The sequence below is a fragment of the Mycobacterium sp. genome, assembly GCF_046095365.1.
Lineage (GTDB): Bacteria > Actinomycetota > Actinomycetes > Mycobacteriales > Mycobacteriaceae > Mycobacterium.
This window is the reverse complement of sequence record NZ_JBJTJF010000002.1, coordinates 1-22,262: the sequence shown is the minus strand read 5'-3', so window position 1 is coordinate 22,262 and position 22,262 is coordinate 1. Positions and strand designations below refer to the sequence as shown.

17 protein-coding genes and 1 pseudogene are annotated in these 22,262 nt (G+C 69.8%); 9 read left to right on the top strand and 9 right to left on the bottom strand.

Annotation, left to right across the window (positions count from 1 at the left end; translation table 11 throughout):
* Positions 1-1,268, bottom strand: a pseudogene (locus tag ACKOQ4_RS00135) (PE family protein); the annotation flags it as partial.
* Between ACKOQ4_RS00135 and ACKOQ4_RS00130 the strand changes: the two are divergent.
* The 4 genes from ACKOQ4_RS00130 (at position 1,237) to ACKOQ4_RS00115 (ending at position 4,187) form a co-directional block, all read left to right on the top strand.
* Positions 1,237-1,641 (top strand): hypothetical protein, encoded by a 405-nt coding sequence (locus ACKOQ4_RS00130; RefSeq protein WP_526287598.1) that lies wholly within the window; start codon positions 1,237-1,239, stop codon positions 1,639-1,641. The pseudogene ACKOQ4_RS00135 and the gene ACKOQ4_RS00130 overlap by 32 nt on opposite strands.
* A gap of 15 nt (positions 1,642-1,656) precedes the next feature.
* Positions 1,657-1,887 carry a hypothetical protein gene (locus ACKOQ4_RS00125; protein ID WP_526287596.1) on the top strand — a complete coding sequence of 77 codons (231 nt, stop codon included), beginning with the start codon at positions 1,657-1,659 and terminating at the stop codon, positions 1,885-1,887.
* A gap of 642 nt (positions 1,888-2,529) precedes the next feature.
* On the top strand, positions 2,530-2,946 hold the full coding sequence (locus ACKOQ4_RS00120; RefSeq protein WP_526287594.1) for a hypothetical protein: 417 nt from the start codon (positions 2,530-2,532) through the stop codon (positions 2,944-2,946).
* Between the two features lie 23 nt (positions 2,947-2,969).
* Positions 2,970-4,187: a class I SAM-dependent methyltransferase gene (locus ACKOQ4_RS00115; protein WP_526287592.1), complete on the top strand. Its 1,218-nt coding sequence runs from the start codon at positions 2,970-2,972 to the stop codon at positions 4,185-4,187.
* On the opposite strand, the gene ACKOQ4_RS00110 is transcribed toward ACKOQ4_RS00115, so the two are convergent.
* Positions 4,171-5,511 carry a cytochrome P450 gene (locus ACKOQ4_RS00110; RefSeq protein ID WP_526287590.1) on the bottom strand — a complete coding sequence of 447 codons (1,341 nt, stop codon included), beginning with the start codon at positions 5,509-5,511 and terminating at the stop codon, positions 4,171-4,173. The two genes, ACKOQ4_RS00115 and ACKOQ4_RS00110, sit on opposite strands and share 17 nt — an antisense overlap.
* A gap of 79 nt (positions 5,512-5,590) precedes the next feature.
* Between ACKOQ4_RS00110 and ACKOQ4_RS00105 the strand changes: the two genes are divergently transcribed.
* A complete protein-coding gene (locus tag ACKOQ4_RS00105; protein WP_526287588.1) occupies positions 5,591-6,196 on the top strand; it encodes a TetR/AcrR family transcriptional regulator in 606 nt (201 codons plus the stop codon).
* On the opposite strand, the gene ACKOQ4_RS00100 is transcribed toward ACKOQ4_RS00105, so the two are convergent.
* Genes ACKOQ4_RS00100 through ACKOQ4_RS00090 form a run of 3 tightly spaced genes read right to left on the bottom strand, consistent with a single transcriptional unit; the run spans position 6,193 to position 8,939 of the window.
* Positions 6,193-6,711, bottom strand: coding sequence for a hypothetical protein (locus ACKOQ4_RS00100; RefSeq protein WP_526287586.1), 519 nt, complete (start codon positions 6,709-6,711; stop codon positions 6,193-6,195). The genes ACKOQ4_RS00105 and ACKOQ4_RS00100 overlap by 4 nt on opposite strands.
* Positions 6,712-6,766: 55 nt before the next feature.
* Positions 6,767-7,855 (bottom strand): fatty acid desaturase family protein, encoded by a 1,089-nt coding sequence (locus tag ACKOQ4_RS00095; protein ID WP_526287584.1) that lies wholly within the window; start codon positions 7,853-7,855, stop codon positions 6,767-6,769.
* Positions 7,856-7,889: 34 nt separating this feature from the next.
* On the bottom strand, positions 7,890-8,939 hold the full coding sequence (locus ACKOQ4_RS00090; protein WP_526287582.1) for a ferredoxin reductase: 1,050 nt from the start codon (positions 8,937-8,939) through the stop codon (positions 7,890-7,892).
* A 70-nt stretch (positions 8,940-9,009) separates the two neighbouring features.
* On the opposite strand from ACKOQ4_RS00090, the gene ACKOQ4_RS00085 reads away from it, so the two are divergent.
* Together ACKOQ4_RS00085 and ACKOQ4_RS00080 are read left to right on the top strand one after the other, a co-directional pair.
* Positions 9,010-9,693, top strand: a complete 684-nt coding sequence (locus ACKOQ4_RS00085; RefSeq protein WP_526287580.1) for a TetR/AcrR family transcriptional regulator — start codon at positions 9,010-9,012, stop codon at positions 9,691-9,693.
* Positions 9,694-11,631, top strand: a complete 1,938-nt coding sequence (locus ACKOQ4_RS00080) for a flavin-containing monooxygenase (protein WP_526287578.1) — start codon at positions 9,694-9,696, stop codon at positions 11,629-11,631.
* Between the two features lie 33 nt (positions 11,632-11,664).
* Here ACKOQ4_RS00080 and ACKOQ4_RS00075 read toward each other — a convergent pair whose 3' ends face one another.
* Positions 11,665-16,530 carry a Calx-beta domain-containing protein gene (locus tag ACKOQ4_RS00075; RefSeq protein ID WP_526287576.1) on the bottom strand — a complete coding sequence of 1,622 codons (4,866 nt, stop codon included), beginning with the start codon at positions 16,528-16,530 and terminating at the stop codon, positions 11,665-11,667.
* Between the two features lie 216 nt (positions 16,531-16,746).
* On the opposite strand from ACKOQ4_RS00075, the gene ACKOQ4_RS00070 reads away from it, so the two are divergent.
* Both ACKOQ4_RS00070 and ACKOQ4_RS00065 read left to right on the top strand, forming a co-directional pair.
* On the top strand, positions 16,747-17,775 hold the full coding sequence (locus tag ACKOQ4_RS00070; protein ID WP_526287600.1) for a DUF4185 domain-containing protein: 1,029 nt from the start codon (positions 16,747-16,749) through the stop codon (positions 17,773-17,775).
* 10 nt (positions 17,776-17,785) lie between these two features.
* The gene (locus tag ACKOQ4_RS00065) at positions 17,786-18,640 is read left to right on the top strand and encodes an LLM class F420-dependent oxidoreductase (RefSeq protein WP_526287574.1); all 855 of its coding nucleotides are present in this window, start codon (positions 17,786-17,788) and stop codon (positions 18,638-18,640) included.
* Positions 18,641-18,661: 21 nt separating this feature from the next.
* Here ACKOQ4_RS00065 and ACKOQ4_RS00060 read toward each other — a convergent pair whose 3' ends face one another.
* From ACKOQ4_RS00060 to ACKOQ4_RS00050, 3 genes are all read right to left on the bottom strand, one after another.
* Positions 18,662-18,811: a hypothetical protein gene (locus tag ACKOQ4_RS00060; RefSeq protein WP_526287572.1), complete on the bottom strand. Its 150-nt coding sequence runs from the start codon at positions 18,809-18,811 to the stop codon at positions 18,662-18,664.
* A gap of 147 nt (positions 18,812-18,958) precedes the next feature.
* The gene (gltD, locus tag ACKOQ4_RS00055; RefSeq protein WP_526287570.1) at positions 18,959-20,425 is read right to left on the bottom strand and encodes a glutamate synthase small subunit; all 1,467 of its coding nucleotides are present in this window, start codon (positions 20,423-20,425) and stop codon (positions 18,959-18,961) included.
* On the bottom strand, positions 20,418-22,262 hold a 1,845-nt coding region (locus ACKOQ4_RS00050), incomplete at its 5' end, for a glutamate synthase-related protein (protein ID WP_526287568.1). The genes ACKOQ4_RS00050 and gltD, both read right to left, overlap by 8 nt.

The window sequence follows — 22,262 nt, the reverse complement described above, 5'->3', positions numbered from 1 at the left end:
GCGCGGCCGGCGCCGCCGTCACCGCCCCTGGCCCCCACGCCGCCGTCAGCGCCCCGGCCGCCGACACCGCCGCGTCCGCTGCCGTTGTTGCCGCCGGTCTCATTCGGGTCCTGGGTGAACGGCAGCACCCGCGAGTTCGCCCCGCCGTTGCCGCCCGCACCGCCGTTGCCGCCGGCCACGCCGGCCACCGGCGCGGCGATGCTGTTGCCGCCCGCACCGCCCTTGCCGCCGGCGCCCCACAGCGTGGTCGGCTTGACGCCGCCACCGTCGCCGCCGTTACCGCCGGTTCCACCGGCGCCGACCGCGTCGCCGCCGTCACCGCCGTTGCCCGCGCCGTCGAACAACAGGCCGCCCCTACCGCCGTTGCCGCCGTGACCGCCGGCCTTGAAGCCGGCCCCGCCCTTGCCGCCGTCGCCGCCGTCACCGGCGGGGGACAGCGAACCGGTGTCACCACCGTCGCCGCCGTTGCCGCCGACACCGCCGACGTTGGTCGCCGCGCCGCCGTCACCGCCGTAACCGGCGTTGTTCACCGGGGTCAGCCGGCCGGTGTTGCCGCCGCGGCCGCCCTGCCCGCCGGTGCCGTTGATCCCGGTGGCCGCGCCGCCGTCACCGCCGTCACCGGCGAAGCTCAACCCGGGCGGGTAGAAGGCCAGGGCGAAGGTGCCGGCGTCGCCGCCGGCCCCGCCTGCGCCACCGACCCCGCCGGCGGCGCTGGCCGTGCCGCCGGTGCCGCCGTTGCCGCCGCGTCCCAGGAACAGACCTCCGGTGCCGCCCTTGCCGCCGACGCCGCCGATGCTGGTGCCGTCGACCCCGGCGCCGCCGGCGCCGCCGTTGCCGAACCAGCCCGCCGAGCCGCCGTCGCCGCCGGCGAACCCGCCGCCGCCGGTGCCGAACAGCAGGCCGGCCTTGCCGCCGTTGCAGGCGCCACTCGTGCAGGCGCCCTCGTATTTGGTGTAGGTGTAGCCGGTCCCGCCGAGCAGACCCGCGTCGGGGTTCTCCGCGGTGCCGTCACCGAACAGCTTGTTGGCCGTCAGCCGGCCCGTCGCCGATGCCTGCGGCGGTTTGAACCCGCCCAGCAGGCCTCCGGAGGTGGTGGTCGACGCTGCCGCCCTGCCGGTGCCTTTCGCGTTGGCCAACTCCCGGCGGGAGAACGCCAGCGCCGTCCACGCCAGCGGACCGGCCGCCGGGACGTCGCCGCCGCTGCCGCCGGCCAACCAGGACAGCAGGCCCTCGGCCATGCCCGACACCGCGGCGCCGGTGGCGGCCACCCGCGCCGCGGAAGCCGGCGTCGGCTTCATCACCGGAACCGCCGCCGCCGCCGCGCCGTTCGCCGGGCTCACCGCGGCGGCCGGCAGCGCACGGCCCGAACCGCCGGTGTGGCGGGCCGGCTTCACCGCCGGGGCCCACACCGTGGCCGAGGGACGCGGCAGGTCGAGCACCGGATCGACCGGCGCCGGCGCGGTCGGCGCCGCGGCCGGCCCCGGCCTCGAGACCGGTCCCGCGGATGGCGCGCTGACCGCCGGCAGCGGCGAGTCACCACGCCGGCGCGCGGCCGGGGCCTTCGGGGAACCCGTGCGCCCACCGCGCAGCGACGGTCCGGACGCATCCTCGTCGGAGCCCGGGGCGGCGCTGTCCGGCTGACCACCGGAGCGCCCCGTGCCGCCCGGCGCCGCCGCCGAGCCGCCCCGGCGCGCCCTGACCCGACCCTCGGCCCGCGCGGACGACGACCCGGAACCCGCCGACGACTCCGACGACGCCGTGGAGTCCGAGCCCGTGGACCCGCCTGACCCGGTGGTGTCGGCGAACGCCGCCGGCATCGCGGCCACCGCCGAACCCACTCCCAGGGCAACGGCCAAGGCACCGACCCGGCCCACGTACCGGGCGTAGACCGAGCTGCCCGACTCCTCAGCCGTCACCGCCCGCCGCCGATACTCGATCCCGCGCACCCGCCCCTTCGAGGAACGACGGTGACGGCCGGACGGCAGCGACGGGTCAGCAGACATGGAAGCTCCTTTGCTCAGCTGCTCGAGTGGACGGCCCAGCGGCAGGGCGGCCACGCGCGAAGTATGCACGCTGGCAATCTCAGATGGGCGGATTTTGCTCAACTGGACAGGAAATTAGCTGATTTTTTTCGTCTTACAGCACAGATCTGCGGCGGAGGGTTGGGGCTCGCACCAAACCCGCGGCGCCGGACGCGGTTGGTGTCCGGCACCGTCGCTGACGTACGCGATAATACTTTCCGGCTAATCCGCGGGCGCAGAACTCGCTGCTCGCGGCCGTTTACCGGCCCGGGTCAACGCTGTTGACGCCGCAATGAGGCGAGCCGATCAGCCGACCCGTCGGGCGCGTGCGCCGTTCCACTCAGGATTGCCGTGGCCAGCAAATACCAGCTGCCCGCCCTGCCCGCACCGCCGGCGCCCTCGTCGCGGCCCGCTTCGCAGTTGCCACATCGACTCCGGTGTCCGGGCGCGCCGAGCTGTGACTAAGGTTGCCCTGTCGAATTGACGGGCATCGAGGGGAGAACAGGGCATGCGGGTCGTCGCATTCGCGCCAGCACTGAGCGCCGCGGAAGAGGACGCCGGCGGGGTGGCCGTGAAGGGCTTCCCGATGACCAGCTGCTATGTGAACAACTTCCCCGCCCAGATCACCGTGCCGATCGTCGTTGCCGTGACCGCCCTGGGCGGGGCGGACTACGACCCGGTGAAGGTGATCATCGCGACCTCCCCGGAGGGCGAGCGGGTCGGCAGCCTCGAATGGCGGTGGCACTGGGACGACAACCCGCCGACTCCGGTGAAGTTCCGGGTGTTCACCCAGTACCTGCCGATGCGTGTCGAACACGCCGGCGTGTACTCCCTCGGCCTCTACGACAGCCTGGAGGACACCGCAAGCGAACATCTCTTCCCGCTGCCGGTGCTCAAAATGAACCCGCTCATCGGAAACCGCTGAACCGACTGGACAAGGAGCACGACATGTCCGACCCCCGCGCCGATCTGGTCGCCCGCCAGTACGAGAAGTGGACTTACCCGGAGCCGATTCAGAATCTCGAGACGTGGCTGAACAACAACTGGCAGTGGTTCGACCCCAGCCACGCCCACCGGATCCTGTGGCCGGACCGGCCCTACCAGCCCGACATGGACATCCTGATCGCCGGCTGCGGCACCAACCAGGCTTCGGTGTTCGCCTACACCAACCGCGCGGCCAAGGTGGTGGCCATCGACGTCAGCCAGCCGTCGCTGGAGCACAACCGCTACCTCAAGGACAAGTACTCGCTGAAAAACCTTGAGCTCCACCACCTTCCGATCGAGGAGATCGGCTCTCTCGACAAGGATTTCGACCTGATCGTCTCGACCGGCGTGCTGCACCATCTGGACAAGCCGAAGGCGGGCATGAAGGCGCTCGCAGAGTGCCTGCGTCCGGACGGTGTCACGGCGATCATGCTCTACGCCCGCTACGGCAGGGCCGGCGTGGAACTGATGCAGGCCGTCTTCCGCGACCTCGGCCTGCGCCAGGACGAGGAGTCGCTGAGCATGGTCAAGTCGGCCGTCGCCTCGCTGGGCCCCTCGCACCCGTTGCGCAGCTACATGGCGATCGCCCCGGACCTGGAGTTCGACGCCGGCATGGTGGACACCTTCCTGCACGGCCGCGATCGCAGCTACACCGTCGAGGACTGCCTGGACCTGGTGAGCGCGGGGGGCCTGGTGTTCCAGGACTGGTTCCTCAAGACCTCCTACTACCCGTCGACGCTGACCGAGCCGCCCAACGACTTCTATGCGGCGGTCAACGGGCTTGAGCGCGAGAAGATCTGGGCGATCATGGAGCGGATCAAGACGCTCAACGCCTGCCATTTCTTCCTGGCCTGCAAACCCGAACGGCCCGAGAACGGCTACCGGGTCGACTTCGGCTCCACCCGGGCGCTGGACTACGTCCCGCTGCTGCGCCTGCGGTGCGGCATGTCCGGCGACGAGATCTTCCGCCCCGGCTGGCGGGTCCGGCTGGACCCCACCCACCTGGCCTTCGCGCAGAACATCGACGGCGATCGCAGTATCCGCGAGATCGCCGAGCGGGTCGCGCTCAGCGGGGTATTGGGCGGCACCGACCAGGCCGCACTGGAGTACACCGCGCTGGAACTGTTCGAGGACCTGTGGCGGATGGACTTCCTCGCGGTGGACCTCAGCCGAGCGGCTTAGCGCGCCGGTAGACGGCGATCCGCCCGCCCTTCTTCGGGGTGAACGCGACACCGCGGTGGTGCCAATTCTCCCCCGGTGCGCTGGTGGTGCGGACCGTGTAGTGGCGCAACACCGTACGGATCACGACGTCCATCTCCATGTTGGCGAAGGCCGCGCCGACGCACCGTCGGGTGCCACCGCCGAACGGAACCCACGAGAATGTGTTGGGCTTCTCGTCGAGGAAGCGCTGCGGGTCGAAGCGCTCCGGGTCGGGGTATACCTGCGGATCGCGGTGCAGGTTGAGCAGGCTGATCAGTATCGAGATCCCTTGCGGCAGGTGCCATTCGCCGAGTTCGTACATCGGCGCGGCGACGTCGCGACCGGCGAAGTCGATGACGGTCCGGTTGCGCTGCACCTCGAAGATGGTGGCCTGCCGGTAGGCGTTGTCCTCACCGGCGACCTCGGCCACCAGCCGGTCCAGCACCTGCGGGTGGCGGGAGATCCGCTCGAAGGCCCAGGCCAGGGTGGAGGCCGTGGTCTCGTGGCCGGCGCCCAGCAGGGTCAGCAGTTCGTCGTCGATCTCTCCGCGGCTCATGGTCGTGCCGTCGTCGTAGGTGGACCTCAGGAACAGCGACAGCACGTCGGTGCGCTCATCGAAGTTCGGATCCTGCCGGGCCCGCGCGATGAGGTTGTCGAGGAGCGCCTCGTAGTCCTTGCGGTAGGCGGCCAGCCGCGCCCACGGGCTCCAGCGGCCGGGCGGGTGGACCACGGTGGGCAACAGAGACAGCAGCGAGCCCAGCGTCACCCACTTGGGCAGCATGTCGCGAAGCTGCTGCAGTTCGGCACCGTCGGCGCCGAACACCGCCCGCAGGATCACGTTGAGGGTGATGCGCATCATCGGCTCGAGGGCACCGAACTCGGTGCCCTCCGGCCAGGACGCCATCTCGCGCATCGTCTCCTCCTCGACGATGCGCTCGTAGGTCGCGATGCTCTTGCCGTGCAGTGGCGGGGTGAGCAGCTTGCGGCGCCGGCGGTGCTCGGCGCCCTCCAGCCCGAACACCGACCCCTTACCCAGGATCCGGCTGAGGTTGGGCTGAATGTTGTGCAGCACTTCGGGACTGGTGGTGAAGATCTGTTTGGCCAGCGTCGGGTCGGACACCATGACCGACTCGCCGAAAACCGGGGTCCGGATGGTCACCGCCGGTCCGTAGGTGCGGGCCAGCCACAGCACCGTGGGGCGGCGCACGCCGACGAAGCCCACGCCCACCAGCGGCCGGGGCAACCGCGGCGAGGGAGGCAGCCTGGCTCCGTCAACCCGGAAATCCGCCGCCGGCGCCTGTGTCATCGAGACCTCCCAGCTAGTGCGACCACCGCTTCGGGATGTACGGTACTCTGCGGTACCAGAGCCTGACAAGGGAGGATGCGTGAGCGCACCGGTCGTCGGCCAGAGCGGGTCGGCGACGGGCTTCCGGCGCCGGCTGCTCGACGGCCTGGCCGCCTCGATCGAGGAACGCGGCTACCGGGACAGCACCGTCGCCGACATCGTCAGGTCCGCCCGCACCTCCAAACGCACCTTCTACGACCACTTCGCCGGCAAGGAGGAGTGCTTCGCCGAGTTGCTCGACGCCAACGACGAGGACCTGGTGGTCGCGCTGCGCGAGGCGGTCGACGCCGACGCGCCGTGGCAGGACCAGGTCCGCCAGGCCGTGAGCGCCTATGTGCGCCGGATCGAGGCCACGCCGGCGGTCACGCTGAGCTGGATCCGGGAGCTGCCGGCGCTGGGCGAGGGGGCGCGGCCGGCGATTCGGCGCGGGTTCACCCGGCTGACGACGGCGATCACCGAACTCAGCGCCGGTCCGGGTTTCCGCCGGGCCGGGGTGGGTCCGCTCTCACCGACCGCGGCGGTGATCCTGGTCGGCGGACTGCGTGAACTGACCGCGCAGACCGTCGAGGACGGCACCCCGGTTGCGGACATGATCGAACCGGCGGTGGCTGCGTCGATCGCCCTGCTGACTGCCGAAAAGCGCTAGCGCGCAACGGTCTTGCCATCGGGGAGCACGAAGGCGAACGGCCGGGGAAAGCCCAGGCCCGCCAGCCGGCCGGTGCGCACCGCGTCGACGGGCACCGTCACCAGCCGGCCCGACGAAGGCTCATAGCAGCGCAGCGACTCCCGCTCGATCCCGGTGATCAGCACCCAGTGCCGCGGAATCGCCGAACCGATCAGCATGGCGACCGGCCAGCCGTCGGAGACCGCCGCGCAGACGTCGTCCAGCGCGTCGCGGCCCCCGGCGCGCCGCCATCGGTAGGGCACCGGGCTGTGCGCGTTGAGCGCCCGGGCCATCCCGGCCGGGGTGGTGCCCAGCGCCCGCGGCCACACCACGTTGACCGCCCGGTGCACCCTGCCCTGCTCGGCGTCGAACCACCGCTGGGCGCCGGGCTGACCGGACATCAGGTGCGCCCCGTAGTCGGCGCCGAGCAGCGCGCCGGCCATCACCGCCACACTCGGGCCGCAGGTCACCGAGTCGCGCTGCCGCAGCCACGCCATGGCCGCCACTCTAATCGCCGGCGCTGGGGCTGCGGTCCGGCGTTGAGCGGCCGTTTCAGGCGGCCAGACGACCGTCAGCCGCCGGTTGCGGTGCGACCCGCGACGGCAGCGCCAGCCGCACGATCTTGCCCACGACGCCGGCGAACTGGCGGTGCAGCGGACCGGAGTTGTACGGCAGTCCGTAGCGCTCGCAGATCTCGCGGACCCGGGGTGCGATCTCGGCGTAGCGGCGGGCCGGCAGGTCCGGGAACAGATGGTGCTCGATCTGGTGGGACAGGTTGCCCGAGAGGATGTGGAACAGCCGTCCGCCGGTCAGGTTCGCCGAGCCGAGGATCTGCCGGTAGTACCACTGGCCGCGGGTCTCGTCGCGGGTCTGCTCGACCGAGAACTCGGTCGTGCCCTCCGGGAAGTGGCCGCAGAAGATGATGGCGAAGGCCCACACGTTGCGCACCAGGTTCGCCGTCAGGTTGCCGGTGAAGACGAACGGCGCGAACGGCCCGGCCAGCAACGGGAAGGCCGCGTAGTCCCTGAGCACCTGGCGGCGGGTCTTGCGCCAGACCGCGTCGAGAACCTCGCGCTTGTCGGCCAGGGAGATCTCGCCGGCGCGGATGCGTTCAGCCTCCAGTTCGTGCAGCGCCACCCCGTACTGGAACAGAACCATCAGCAGGAAGGCGTAGACCGGGTTTCCCAGATAGTAAGGGCGCCAACGCTGGTCGTCGCTCATCCGCAGGATGCCGTAGCCGATGTCGCGGTCCATCCCGACGATGTTGGTGAAGGTGTGGTGGGTGAAGTTGTGCGAGTGCCGCCAGTGTTCGGACGGGCAGGCTGTGTCCCACTCGAAGACCCGGGCGGACAGCGCGGGATCGGCGGTCCACTCGTACTGGCCGTGCATGACGTTGTGGCCGATCTCCATGTTGTCCAGGATCTTCGACACCGCGAGCAGCGCGGTGCCGGGCAGCCAGGTCAGCGGGAACCAGACGATCGCCCGGCCGGCGACCTCCATGGCCCGCTGGGCCTTGATGACGCGGCGGATGTAGTCGACGTCGGCCTGGCCGAGGTCGGCGACGACCTGTTCCCGGATGGCGTCGAGTTCGCGGCCGAAGGCCTCCAGTTGCGCGGGGGTGAGCGCGGGGGTGTGGGTCATGGTTGTCTCCTTCTCAGGTGGGTGTCTTGGGTGATCAGAGGTCGATGTCGACGTCGCCGACCGGGACCGAGACGCAGATCTGGACGGCGTCGTCGTCGTCGGTGGACAGCGCCCCGGTGGACAGGTTGCGCACGACGCCGTGAACCTTGCGCCGGGTGCAGGTGTGGCAGATGCCCATCCGGCACCCGCTCTGTGGCGCCAGGCCGGCCGACTCGGCCTGCTCGAGCAGGGTTTGTCCGTCGTCGTCGGTGTCGACGCCGCTGTGGCTGAACGTGATTCGGCCCCCTCCGGGGGTGTCCGGGATGACCGCCGGCGCCGGCGCGAAGCTCTCCGCGACGGCGTCGGGACGGAGTTGGCGGACCGCGTCGACCAGGGCCGGCGGTCCGCACACGTACACCGCGTCGGGATCGGGCATCGCCGCGGCCAGGTGCGCGGCGCCGAAGCGGCCCTCCAGATCGCCGCCAGGACCGCGGGTGGCGCCGTAGAGCACCCGCAGGCCGGGTATCGCGGCGAGTTCGGCCCGGTAGCAGGCGTCCTCGAGAGTGCGGACGTAGTGGATGGCGGTGACCTCGCCGCCGGAGCCCTCGCCGTGCAGGGTGCGGGCCATCGCCGCGATCGGGGTGATGCCGCTGCCGCCGGCGATCAGCAGCAGCCGGCGCGGCCGCGGGGTGGGCAGGACGAAGTCGCCCGCGGGTCCGGACAGTCCCACCGTCATTCCCGGGCGGGCACAGGCGTGCAGGTGCCGCGAGACCGTCCCGCCGTCGTGGCGGGCCACGGTCAGCTCGATCAGACCGGCGCCCTCGGCGCCGGCCGGGGAGTAGCAGCGGGTGTGGCGGCGTCCGTCGATCTCGACGGTGACGGTGAGGTACTGCCCGGCCCGCAGACCGGTGAGCGGATGGTTGGGCCGTAGCCACAGCGTGACCGATCCCGGGGTGGACCGGCCGACCCGCACCACCGTGGCGCGCTCGTCGCTGGTCCACATCGGGTCGACCAGTTCGGTGAATCGGTCCACGCCGTGCGGCCCGGCCAGGAGTCCGAGCAGCCGGGATCGGCGGCTGATCGTCGGCACGTTTTTAGTGAACATATGTACACTGTTGCGTGGGGTTTCCGGCTTCGTCAAGGGAAAAGACCTGGATGTGGTACGGTTCACATCAGTGAATAGTCGTACACCCACTCGTCAGGGCAGGACCGGCCGGTCCCGTTCCCGCGACTCCCCCACGCGCGAGGAGCGCAAGGAGGTCACCCGGCGCGCGATCGTCGCCGCGGCCCTGGAACTGCTCGACGAGCGCAGTTTCAGCGCCCTGAGCCTGCGCGAGGTCACCCGCGCAGCCGGGATCGTGCCGGCCGCCTTCTACCGGCACTTCGACTCGATGGAGGCCCTCGGGCTGGTCCTGATCGACGAGTCCTTCCGCGCGCTGCGCGACATGCTGCGCTCCGCGCGGGCCGGCGAACTGGACTTCAACCGGGTGATCGAGTCCAGCGTCGACATCCTGGTCGCCAGCGTCACCGACCGGCGCGAGCATTGGCGGTTCATCACCCGCGAGCGATCCAGCGGGGTGAGCGTGCTGCGCTACGCGATCCGCACCGAGATCCGGCTGATCACCTCCGAGTTGGCCACCGACCTGGCCCGCTTCCCGGGCCTGACCGCCTGGAGCACCGAGGACCTCAACGTTCTTGCCAGCCTGATCGTCAACTCGATGATCATCATCGCCGAGGCCCTCGAGGACGCGCCGGATACCGCGGCGGTGGACGACATCAAGCGCACCGCGATCCGCCAGCTGCGGATGATCACCGTGGGAATCGCGGGCTGGCGCACCGGACCGGCACCCGGCGAGTAGATGCGCAACCCGCACGCCGGCGAGCCGTTCACCGAATCCGACGCCGAGATCGCCGAGGCGTTGCGGGACGTCTCGGGTCCCGCGCTGCTGATGTCGTGTGTGCACATGACCGACGACGAGGGTGCCCGCCGGGCGATCCTGGACGGGCCGCTGCGGCCAATGGGCCTGTTCCTCAACGAGATTCAGGGCTACATGTCCGAGGAGGACAAAGCCGCCGCCCGGGCGCTGGCGCTCGACGTCATCCTCGACTACCGCGACCGGGGCTGCCCCGAGCCCCGACCGGTGGACCCGCAGATGCTCAAGGCGATGATGGACTGGATCGCCGCCGCGGAGGTGCCCGGGGAGTACGTGCCGATGATGCTCGAGGAGATGGGTCTGGACGGGCGCGACGCCCGCGCCAAGGCGCTGGTCTCCGACCCCGCGGCCCGGGCCGGCTTCGAGGTGGTCGTGATCGGGTGCGGGCAGTCCGGTCTGCTCGCCGCGATCCGCCTCAAACAGGCCGGGGTGCCGTTCACCGTCATCGAGAAGAACCCGGGCGTGGGCGGGACCTGGTGGGAGAACAGCTATCCCGGCGCGCGGGTGGACGTCGGGAACCACTTCTACTGCTACAGCTTCGAACCCTCGGACCACTGGAGCGAGTACTTCGCCCGCCAGCCGGAACTGCAGGCCTACTTCGCCGAGGTGATGGGGCACCACGGAATCGGCGAGCACGTCCGGTTCGACACCGAGGTCACCTCGCTGGCCTGGGACGAGACGACCGGGACCTGGACGGTGAGCCTCCGCGGCCCCGACGGGGCCGACACGGTGCGCGCACGGGCGGTGATCAGCGCGGTCGGCCAACTCAACGCACCGTTCATACCGGAGTTCGCCGGCGCCGGGGACTTCTCCGGGCCGGCCTTCCACACCGCCCGCTGGGACCACGGCGTCGACCTCGCCGGCAAGGACGTGGTGATGATCGGCGCCGGGGCCAGCGGCTTTCAGATCGCCCCCGCGATAGCAGACACCGTGGGAAACCTGACGATCATCCAGCGCAGCGCGCAGTGGATGTTCCCCAACCCCGACTACCACGCCTTGGTGGGGCCCGGGATGCGCTGGGCGCTGAAGCATCTGCCGTTCTACGGCCGCTGGTTTCGGTTCCTGGTCTTCTGGCCCGGCTGCGACACCGGCCTGGCCGCGGCGAAGGTGGACCCGGACTGGCCGGACCAGCAGGTGGCCGTCAGCGCGGCCAACGACATGGCCCGGCTGATGTTCACCGCGTGGATCACCGGCCAGCTCGACGGCGACGACGCGCTGGCCGCCAAGGTGATTCCGGACTATCCGGCCACCGGGAAGAGAACCCTGCAGGACAACGGCAGCTGGTTGGCGACGCTGCGCCGGGACAACGTCGAACTGGTGCGCGGCGGCGTGCAGCGCATCGAGTCCGACGCCGTCGTCGACAGCCACGGCGAGCGCCACCACGCAGACGTGCTGATCTACGCCACCGGGTTCCGGGTCAACGATTTCCTGTCGTCGCTGAGCGTGACGGGGCGCGGCGGGGCCGACCTGCACGACCGCTGGGGCGATCGGCCGGCGGCCTACCTGGGTATCACCGTCCCGGGCTTCCCGAACTTCTTCTGCATGTACGGCCCGGGCACCAACCTGGCCAGCGGTGGCAGCCTGATCTTCCACTCCGAGTGCGAGATTCGTTACATCATGGGCTGCATCGACCTGCTGCTGGCCTCCGGCGCTACGGCGATGGAGCCGCTGCCCGAGCGCTACGACGACTGGTACGGCCGCTGCCAGGCCGAACTCGCGACGCTGGTGTGGTCACAACCGTCGATCGAGCACAGCTTCTACAAGGACGCCAACGGCGTGGTGCACTCGCTGAGCCCGTGGCGGCTGGTCGACTACTGGGCGTGGACCCGCAAGCCCGACCCGGCCGACTTCGCGCTGAGCTGAACCGGTGACGACGCCACGGGCTGGCGCTGAGGTCTACACCGAACTCGACGCCGGGCTCGGAACCATCTCCTCGGCGATCCGCCAGACCTCGTTTGCCAGGTAGTTAGGCGTGTAGACCACCTCGTAATCGGATGTGATGGCCGCGTTCGGCAGGCCCGGGAAGGGCTCGTTCCACGGCTCCGTCACGAAGCTGTCGTCAGCTGTGTTGACCGTCGTCAGTTGCCCTGCCGCGTTGAAGACCCGGAGCTTCCCGCCGGCGTCCGGAAGGAATCCGGTCGGGAGTCCGCCCACACTCAGGGTCTTCGACACCGCGTTGTTGGCGATCACCGAAACCGTGCCGTTGTTGTTGGCGACGTAGACCTTGCCCGACTCGGTCACCACCACGGCCTGCGGGCCGCTGCCATCGCCGATGGGGATACGCGTGACCTGATAGTCCTTGGTGGTGTCCAACGATAAGACTGTGCCGCTCCAGGGTGAGGTGACATAGACCCGCGTCGCATCCGCGGCCACGCCCCAGGGGTACTCGTAGTCGCCGAAGCTGACGGTCCTGAGCAAGGACTTCGTGTTGGCGTCGTAGACCGACAACTTTGCGCCGCCGCCCTCGAAGGCGGCCGTGCTGGCGACGAAGACCCGGTTCCCGTCGGGGCTGACCGCGATCCCATGCAGCGACCCTCCGACCTGGGGGATCGTGGTCGTCGCGTACGAGGGCGAGGTGGCGTCGATCACCGTGATGTCGCCGCCGGTGCCGTTCGACACGTACACACGGGTGTTGGTGCGGTTGACTGCCACCGCCGACGGCCCCTGACCGACCGGGATCCGGACGACGGTGATGATCGGATCGTCGTTCTTGATCGTCGCAGTGGCGGTCTTGCCACTGTTGCCCAGCGTCGCTCCGGTGGCCCCGGTCAGCGTCACCACGAACACCTCGTCGAGCTCGAATTCGCGGTCGGGCAGCACATCAACACTGAACGTCGCCGAGTTCGCATCCTTGGAAATCGTCACCGCGCCCTTCGGCACCGCCGTGTAATCGACGTTCGCCGTGGCCCCCAGCGGCGGTGACGACGTCTGATAGTTGACCGTCACACCACCCTCGCCGGCCTTGACGCCGTCGGGCAACTTGACTGTGAAGACCGCCTTGTTCGTCGTCGGATCGCCGGGATTGCCCTCGCTCACCGGACCGGTGGGCCCGGTCAGCGTCACCGTCGGCAACGGGGGCGTGACATCGGTGATCGTGGCCTTGACCACCGCCGGGTTGACACTGGCACCCAAGCCCGCCCCGGTCAGCTTCACATTGAAGAACTCGTCTTTGTCAACGACAGCGTCCTTGAGCGTCTCGACGTTGAACGTCGCCGAATTCTGGCCGCCCTTGATCGTCACCGTCCCCGACGGCGCGGTGAAATCCGCACCCGCCTTCGCCGTACCCCCCTCAGCGATCTGATAGGTCACCGCCAGATCCTCACCCGCGCTGACCCCGGTAGGCAGACCCACCTTGAACACCGCCGGCTTACCCTCCTCCACAGCACCCGGCCCACTCAGCGACACCACCGACGGCGCCGCATCACGCACCGAGACCGACGCCTGCGCACCCTGACCCGCCGCCACCGTCGCCCCCGTGGCCCCGGTCAACCGAACAGTGAAAGCCTCGGTAGGCTCCGCCAACTGATCAGCAAGCACATCAACACTGAACGTCGCCGAGTTCGCACCCTGGACAAAGGGCACCGAACCCTTCACCGCGGTGTAGTCCTTACCCGCCGCCGTAGCCTTACCATCGACGGTCTCATAACTGACCGTCACACCCGCACCGGCCTTGACCCCATCCGGCAACTTCACCGTCAACGTCGCCTTACCCCCCTCGCTCACCGGACCGGTAGGCCCGGCCAGCGTCACCACCGGCAACGACGGTGTGGCAGAGCCGTACTGGTCATCGCGGAAGGGGTCAGCGGCGGACACCGCGACTTGGGTGCTGCCGACCGGGGTCCACGAACCGCCGCCGCCGTAGCCGGCATCTCCCCAACTCCGAACCGCGCCGGCGCCGGTCAGCGCCGCGAAGGCGCCCGCGCTGGAGAAGATCCGGACAACCCCGCTCAGGCCGCTCGGAACCTCGTTGTTGCCCCCGTAGGTCTGGTCCCCCCACGCGGTGACCTTCCCGCCCTCAGTGAGCGCAGCGAACGCGAGGGAGGTCGAGACGATCTCCTTGACTCCGCTGAGCCCGGCCGGCGTCGCGCCCCCGGCGGCCGAGTCGCCCCACGCAACGACCGTGCCGTCGTCCTTCAGCGCAGCGAAGGCGTAGCTGTTGGAGACGATGTCTTTGACGCCGCTGGCAAGCTCGGGTCGCGGCGTACCGGTGGGGGCGAAGCCGCCGACGTTGGGATCTCCCCACACGATGACCGACTTCTTGTCGGTCAGCGCCGCGAACGCGCTGGTGGTCGAGACGATCTTGACGACCTTCACGTTTGCGAGCAAGCCTGGCGTGGCGGTGCCCGCGCCACCCCGGGTGAGGTTGCCACCTTGGAACTCGCTGCCCCAGGGCAGCACCGAACCCGCATTGGTCAACGCGGCGAAAGCGTACTTGGTGGCGTAGATCGTCTTGACGTCGGCAAGCTTCTGCCCGGCGGTGTCTCCGCCGTACCGAGGATCGCCCCAGGCGCTCACGGTGTTGTCGTTCTTCAGAGCCGCGAACGCGTACTCCGTCGAGTAGATGTCCTTGACGTTGGCGAGTCCGGCAGGGACCTTCCCGTCACCGCCGTACACCGGATCGCCCCAGGCGAACACCTTGTTGTCGTTGGTCAACGCCGCGAAGGCCCCTCCGTTGGAGTAGATCTGCTTGACGTTGCTCAGACCGCTGGGAACCTGATTGTTCCCGCCCATCGCGGGGTCCCCCCAGGCCACGACTTTGCCGTCGTTGGTCAACGCCGCGAACGCGCCTCCGTTGGAATAGATCTGCTTGACGTTGCTCAGGCCGGCAGGCGTGGTCCCGCCCTTCGCCGGGTCCCCCCAGGCGAGCACGGTGCCGTCCTTCTTGAGCGCCGCGAACGCCGAACCCGATGAGTAGATCTGTTTGACGCCGGTGAGGCCGGCGGGTGGCGTTCCGCCGGACTTGGGGTTGCCCCACGAAGTCACCGTGCCGTCGGCGAGCAGGACTGCGAACGCGTAGTTGTTCCGGTATTCGAAGCGGGTGCGGCCCGGCCGGGCCGGGTCGATGGGTGTCCCGAACGGGGTGACGACTGTGCCGCCCGGCGGGACTGGCGGAGTTGGCGGAGGCGGCACGTCGGTGATGACGGTCGATACCGCCTTGGCTGTGCCCAGTGTGGCGCCGGTCGTCGGCTGCTGCAGGGTCACGGTGAACGCCTCAGGGCCCTCCGTCGCATTGTCGCTGGAGGCGGTGATCTCGAACGTGGCCTGGGTAGATCCCTTGGGGATATCCACCCGCCCGCCGCCCGGCGTGAAGTCCGATCCCGCGGTAGCCGCCTTGGCGCCCGACGGGCTGGACCCGGCGGCGCTGAAGCTGACACTCGCAGCCTCATAGGTCGTGTCCAATTTCGCGCCGTTCGGTTGAGCCAGGGAGACCGTGTAGGTCGCCTTGCCGCCCTCGGTCACCGTGGCCGGACCGGTGAGCGTCGCAACAGGCTTGTCGTTGTCCTTGATGGTCCCGAGCGCACTGATTTGCCAGGGTCCCTTCGGGTTCTCGTCTGACTGACCCGGCTTGACGTAGGACACGTCTTTGTATCCGTTCGCGACGACCACCCTGAAATTCTCGTTGCCCTCGACCAGCTGGTCATCACGCACCCACACCGTGATTTGGAACTGGGTCAGGTCGGGGATCATCGGTTGCGCGGAGGCGGCACGAACCCGCTTGGGCAACCCGGCGCTGCCGATGAAGAACTCTCCCGGGTTCTCTTTGGTGTAGATCCTAAAGGCCGAACTCCCGGTGCCCGTGCCGTCGCCGGCGTCCATGAAATCGGCGGTGGCACTTGGCACCACACCCTGCGGGCACGACTGCGGACAGAACACGCCCTGCTTGGCAGTACCGTTCTCGAACCAGAACTTGAAGGGCTGAAGGTCGTCGGTGAGAGGCTTGTCCAGCGAGACGACAAACGTCATCGTCGTCCCGTTACCCTCGGTGAATATCACATCGCTGATCGTCACGATGGGTGCGTTGGGTTCATAGACCGCGGCAGGTGCCGGTCCGGCCTGGCCGGTGGTGGTCGCCGCGGGGACGGCTCGCTGCAAACGTTCGCCCTGGCGCCGCGCCGCCGCCAGCACCATCCAGGACACCGGGGACTGCCCGGGTGCCGACGGGTCGGTGCCCAGCAGCGGTCCCAGCACCGACTGCAGCGCCCCGGCGCGGGCCATGGTCGAAAGCCTGCCGGCGCCGGCCTGGGTTGCCGCCGCCGGTGCACTGCCCGACTGGCCGGAGCCGCCGGCGTTCGCCGTGCCCACCGTGACCGTGCCCGCGGGCAGGGCTGTGGCGGCGGCCCGAACCGGCACCGCCGCGGCGGGCACCGGCACCGCCTCGAACCCGCCCGGGGGGACGACGGCAGGCAGGTCCTCGGGCCGGAGGAAACCGGATCTGGCGACGGACTCGTTGCCGGGGTGGCGGCCGGCCCGCGGCACGCCGGAAACCGCACCCGAACGCGTCCGCTCGGCGGCGGCTGCTCTGGCCGGCTGGCGGGCGGCTCGCGGACCGCGGGCCTCCCCCCGGCCCGCGCGTTTGCGCGGGCTCGCGACCGCGTCGGACCGGTCGCCACCCGGCGCACCCGCCGCGCTGGTCGACTCCTGGGACGGCGCCGAATCCTCCGGCGCGGCCCACGCCAGCCCGGGTCCACCGGCAGCCGCGGCCCCGACCCCCAGGGCAACCGCCAGACCCCCGACCCGACCGATGAAAAGTGATGCGCGCATGTGAACTCCCCGGCTTCTCTTGTCGTATCCGCGCGGGAGGCAGAAACCAAACCCGACATAACGACTCGCTGTGAAAACCCTATGACCAGCGCAGCCGTGCCAATACCAATCCAATACAGGGATTTCCCTATACTTTGCGGCTTTCAGCATCACCGGGCCGGGCCGGCGGCTAACCGCGGCGCGGGTTGGGAGTCTCGGGCAGGAGGTGCCGTGGCACTGACAACCCCGGGCGGAAGGGTCGGCAAGGTCAGGGACCTCACCGGGCCCGGCCACACCGACCACCTCGGTGCGATGTGCACCGACCTGGGGGCATCGGTGCGCGCCCCCGACGGGAACCTGGTGTCCGTCTTCGGCGACACCTTCTCCGGCAACCGGGTGGGCTCCGGGGACTGGCGCTCGCCGGTGATCCTGATCGGCACCGGCGACGCCACCCACCCGATCACCTACCACGCCGCCGGCGGCGCCGACCCGCAATACGCCCGCCAGTTGTGGCACTACCGCCACCGGCACGGCGCGGGACTGCTGCGCCGGGGCATCAGCACCGTCATCCCCTCGGATCTGCTCGCGGTGGGTGACGCGCTGTACCTGCACGCGATCGTCAACCGCGGTCTGGGCAACGTGCTGTGGACCGAGATCTGGCGTTCCGACGACAGCGGCATGTCCTGGCGAAACCTGGGCCGCGGCGCGAAGTTCCCGGCCGGGCTCTACGGCGGCCACGCGCAGTGCTGGACGTGGGACCTCGACCCCGTCGACGGCTGGGTGTACGTGGTGTCGAGCGGGTTTCAGCGCGACAAGGGGCTGATCCTGCGCCGGGTGAGGCCCGAACACATCGGGGACCAGGACCGCTATCAGGCCTGGGCCGACGGGCGGTGGGGAGAGCAGGCGCGGGTGATCACACCCGCCGGGGAGACCTGGGGAGAGCTGTCACTACGCCGATTGGATTGCGGCACATGGGTTCTCGGTGGATTCTTGTCGTCCGCTTACTCGCTGGGCTACCGCACCATTGCCCACCCGACGGCTGACCTGACGCGCGTACCGGTCCAGCGGCCGGTGCGCGGGTGCGACTGGGACGGCGAGGACCACGGGGGGTGCCGGGTGGCCCAGCTCTATGGCGGCTACGTGCTGCCCGGCAGCCGGCTCGACGTGCCGGGCGGAGTGGGACTCGTTGTGTCGCAGTGGAACACCGCACGCGGCTGGCCCTACCGGGTGATGCAGTTCCGCGTCACGCTGCGCGGCCCGGTATAGGCTTGCCCGGATGCGATTCGCCTTCAAAACCGCCCCGCAGAACACCACCTGGGCCGACATGCTGGCGGTGTGGCGGGCCGCCGACGACATCGAGCTCTTCGAGTCGGGCTGGACCTTCGACCACTTCTACCCGATCTTCTCCGATCCGGCCGGCCCGTGCCTGGAGGGCTGGACCACGCTGACCGCGCTGGCCCAGGCCACCAGCCGGCTCCGACTCGGAACGCTCGTCACGGGAATTCACCATCGCCACCCGGCGGTGCTGGCGAATATGGCTGCCGCACTTGACATCATCTCCGGCGGCCGGCTGGAACTGGGCATCGGCGCGGGCTGGAACGAGGAGGAGTCCGGGGCATACGGCATCGAACTGGGCAGCCTGACCGACCGCTTCGACCGGTTCGAGGAGGCCTGCCAGGTGCTCATCGGTCTGCTGAGCCAGCAGACCACGGACTTCGACGGCCGCTTCTTCCAACTCACGGCCGCCCGCAACGAGCCGAAGGGCCCGCAGGCGCCGCACCCGCCGATCTGCATCGGCGGCAACGGCGAGAAGCGCACCCTGCGCATCACCGCCAAGTACGCCGATCACTGGAACTTCGTCGGCGGCACACCCGCGGAGTTCGCCCGCAAGCGCGACGTGCTCAAGGCGCACTGCGCCGACGTCGGCCGCAACCCGAAGGACATCATGCTCTCGTCGCACATCCGGCTGACCCCGGAGCGCGGACACCGCGGTGTCATCGAGGACACCATCGCCCTCGGCGCCGAGGGCCTGGACCTGGCGATCGTCTACCTGCCGCCGCCCCACGACCCGCGGGTGCTCGGACCCTTGGCCGAGGCGATCCGGGACTCCGGGCTCTGGCGGCAGGGTTAGCCGCCGCGAACGCGCCGGCGGCTAGAAGCCCAGGCGCAGCAGTTCGGCGGCCGTGACCAGGCGTTCGCGTTTGGCGGGGAACTCCCGGCTCTTGACCGGGTGGCGCAGCAGCGACCAGGCGATGCGCCCCAGCCGGGACTGCGGCGGGTTCAGGATCGGGTTCAGGAACACAACGACAATCTCCTGCGGTCGACATCATTGGCAACCAGGGCTGAACTTACCGGGCCAACCCCACCTCAGCAATTACAACTTCATGACGCCGAAAACCAAAGGAGGCGCGCCGACCCAGCTCGCGTGTTTCTGATGTGACTGATGTGACTAGCGTTGCGGTGCGGCAGTCGGGGCGATAGGCGCCGGCAAAGCTGTGTGGCCCATCAGGTAGCGGTCCACGCCGGCCGCCGCGGCCCGGCCCTCGGCGATCGCCCAGACGATCAGCGACTGCCCGCGGCCCATGTCACCGGCTACGAACACCCCGGGCACGGTGGTCTCGAAGTCGACGTTGCGGGCGACGTTGCCCCGGTCGGTGAACTCCACGCCCAGGTCGCTCAGCAGGCCGGGCTTCTCCGGCCCGACGAAGCCCATCGCCAGGAACACGATGTCGGCCTGCAGGTCGAACTCGGTGCCCTCGACCTTCTCGAAGGCACCGGCCTTCATGACGACCTCGTGCGCGCGCAGGCCGGTGACCCTGCCGCCCTCGCCGAGGAAACGCTCGGTGCTGACCGAGAACACCCGTTCGCCGCCCTCCTCGTGCGCGGAGGACACCCGGTACATCAGCGGGTAGGTGGGCCACGGCGTGGAGGGGTCACGGTCGGCGCCCGGCCTGGGCATGATCTCGAACTGGTGCACGCTGGCTGCGCCCTGCCGGTGGGCGGTGCCCAGGCAGTCCGCGCCGGTGTCGCCGCCTCCGATGATGATCACCCGCTTGCCCTTGGCGGTGATCGGCGGCTGCCCGTCGGCATCGGTCACCGGATCGCCGACGGCGGCCTTGTTGGCCCACGGCAGGTACTCCATGGCCTGGTGGATGCCGTCGAGCTCACGTCCCGGGATGGGCAGGTCGCGCCAGTCGGTCGCGCCGCCGGCCAGCACCACCGCGTCGAAGTCGTTGCGCAGTTCCGCGGCGGTGACGTCGACGCCGACGTCGACCCCGGCGCGGAACTTGGTGCCCTCGGCCTCCATCTGCTCCAGACGGCGGTCGATGTGGCGCTTCTCCATCTTGAACTCGGGGATGCCGTAGCGCAGCAGCCCGCCGATGCGGTCGGCGCGCTCGAACACCGTCACGTCGTGGCCGGCACGGGTCAGTTGCTGGGCGGCGGCCAGACCGGCCGGGCCGGAGCCGACCACGGCCACCGACTTGCCGGTCACCAGGTGCGGCCGGTTGGGCTGCACCCAGCCCTCGTCGAAGGCGTTGTCGATGATCTCGACCTCGACCTGCTTGATGGTCACCGGATCCTGGTTGATGCCCAGCACGCAGGACGCCTCGCACGGCGCGGGGCACAGCCTTCCGGTGAACTCCGGGAAGTTGTTGGTGGCGTGCAGGCGCTCGATGGCGTCGCGCCAGCGATCGCGGTAGACCAGGTCGTTCCATTCCGGGATCAGGTTGCCAAGCGGGCAGCCGTTGTGGCAGAACGGGATTCCGCAGTCCATGCAGCGCGCGGCCTGGTGCTGCAGAGCCTCGTGGTCGAAGTCCTCGTAGACCTCGTTCCAGTCGCGCAGGCGCAGCGGGACCGGACGCCGCTTGGGGGTCTCCCGGCGGGTGTACTTCAGGAAGCCGCTCGGGTCAGCCACGGGAAGCCGCCATGATCGCGGTGTCGACGTCCTCGCCGGTTCGTTCGGCCTCGGCGATCGCGGCCAGCACGCGCTTGTAGTCGCGTGGCATCACCTTCACGAAATCCCCTGCCTGCCGGGGCCAGTCGGCCAGAATACGCTGCGCGACGGCCGAATCGGTGGCGTCCCGGTGTGCCACCAGGGTGCCGTGCAGCCACTCGAGGTCGTCGTCGTCGGGGGTTTCGAGATCGACCATCTCGGCGTTGAGGTTGGCCGGCAGGAGACTCTGCGGGTCGTAGACGAAGGCGATTCCGCCGGACATGCCCGCGGCGAAGTTACGCCCGGTCGTGCCGAGGATCACCACCCGGCCGCCGGTCATGTACTCGCAGCCGTGGTCGCCCACACCCTCGACCACCGCGTGCGCCCCGGAGTTGCGCACCGCGAACCGCTCCCCCACGGTGCCGCGGATGAACGCCTCGCCACTGGTGGCCCCGAAGAGGATCACGTTGCCGCCGATGATGTTGTCCTCGGCCACATAGCCTTCCGGGGCCTCGTCGGAGGGCCGCAGCACGATCCGCCCGCCGGACAGACCCTTGCCGACGTAGTCGTTGGCATCGCCGTAGACCCGCAGGGTGATGCCGCGCGGCACGAACGCCCCGAAGCTGTTGCCGGCCGAGCCGGAGAAGGTGATGTCGATGGTGCCGTCGGGCAGGCCGTCACCGCCGTAGGCCTTGGTGACCTCGTGGCCCAGCATGGTGCCCACCGTGCGGTTGGTGTTGGCGATCTTCATCGCGAACCGCACCGGTGTGCCCGCGTCCAGGGCCTCCCGGCAGCGGGCGATCAGCTGCTGGTCAAGCGCCTTGTCCAGGCCGTGGTCCTGGCGAGAGCTGCAGTAGAGGTCCTGGTTCATGAACGCCGAGTCCGGCTCGTGCAGAACCGGTTCCAGATCCAGCTTGCGAGCCTTCCAGTGCGCGGCGGCCCGTGCGGTGTCCAGGGCGTTGACCTGACCGACCATCTCATTGACCGTCCGGAATCCCAGCCTGGCCATCAGCTCGCGGACTTCTTCGGCGACGAACAGGAAGAAGTTCTCGACGAACTCCGGCTGGCCGGTGAACCGCTCGCGCAGCACCGGGTTCTGGGTGGCCACGCCGACCGGGCAGGTGTCGAGGTGGCAGACCCGCATCATGATGCAGCCCGACACCACCAGCGGCGCGGTGGCGAAGCCGAACTCCTCGGCGCCGAGCAGCGCGGCGATCACGACGTCGCGGCCGGTCTTGAGCTGGCCGTCGACCTGCACGACGATCCGGTCGCGCAGGCCGTTGAGCAGCAGGGTCTGCTGGGTCTCGGCCAGGCCGAGTTCCCAGGGCGCACCGGCGTGCTTCATCGACGTCAGCGGGGTCGCCCCGGTGCCGCCGTCGTGACCGGAGATCAGCACCACGTCGGCGTGCGCCTTGGACACCCCCGCCGCCACCGTGCCGACGCCGTTCTCGCTCACCAGCTTGACGTGGATACGGGCCTGCGGGTTGGCGTTCTTGAGGTCGTAGATCAGCTGCGCGAGATCCTCGATCGAGTAGATGTCGTGGTGCGGCGGCGGGGAGATGAGCCCGACCCCGGGAGTGGAGTGCCGGACCTCGGCCACCCACGGATACACCTTGTGACCCGGAAGCTGGCCTCCCTCACCGGGTTTGGCGCCCTGGGCCATCTTGATCTGGATGTCGGTGCAGTTGGTCAGGTAGTTGCTGGTGACGCCGAACCTCCCGGAAGCCACCTGCTTGATGGCGCTGCGGCGCCAGTCGCCGTTGTCGTCGCGCTCGAAGCGGCTGACGGCTTCGCCGCCCTCGCCCGAGTTCGACCGCGC

Bases quoted from the DNA above. Each gene is read 5' to 3' on its own strand.
- ACKOQ4_RS00130 (WP_526287598.1), top strand. From the start codon at position 1,237: ATGCCCGACACCGCGGCGCCGGTGGCGGCCACCCGCGCCGCGGAAGCC.
- ACKOQ4_RS00120 (WP_526287594.1), top strand. From the start codon at position 2,530: ATGCGGGTCGTCGCATTCGCGCCAGCACTGAGCGCCGCGGAAGAGGAC.
- ACKOQ4_RS00115 (WP_526287592.1), top strand. From the start codon at position 2,970: ATGTCCGACCCCCGCGCCGATCTGGTCGCCCGCCAGTACGAGAAGTGG.
- ACKOQ4_RS00110 (WP_526287590.1), bottom strand. From the start codon at position 5,511: ATGACACAGGCGCCGGCGGCGGATTTCCGGGTTGACGGAGCCAGGCTG.
- ACKOQ4_RS00100 (WP_526287586.1), bottom strand. From the start codon at position 6,711: ATGGCGTGGCTGCGGCAGCGCGACTCGGTGACCTGCGGCCCGAGTGTG.
- ACKOQ4_RS00095 (WP_526287584.1), bottom strand. From the start codon at position 7,855: ATGACCCACACCCCCGCGCTCACCCCCGCGCAACTGGAGGCCTTCGGC.
- ACKOQ4_RS00090 (WP_526287582.1), bottom strand. From the start codon at position 8,939: ATGTTCACTAAAAACGTGCCGACGATCAGCCGCCGATCCCGGCTGCTC.
- ACKOQ4_RS00080 (WP_526287578.1), top strand. From the start codon at position 9,694: ATGCGCAACCCGCACGCCGGCGAGCCGTTCACCGAATCCGACGCCGAG.
- ACKOQ4_RS00075 (WP_526287576.1), bottom strand. From the start codon at position 16,530: ATGCGCGCATCACTTTTCATCGGTCGGGTCGGGGGTCTGGCGGTTGCC.
- ACKOQ4_RS00065 (WP_526287574.1), top strand. From the start codon at position 17,786: ATGCGATTCGCCTTCAAAACCGCCCCGCAGAACACCACCTGGGCCGAC.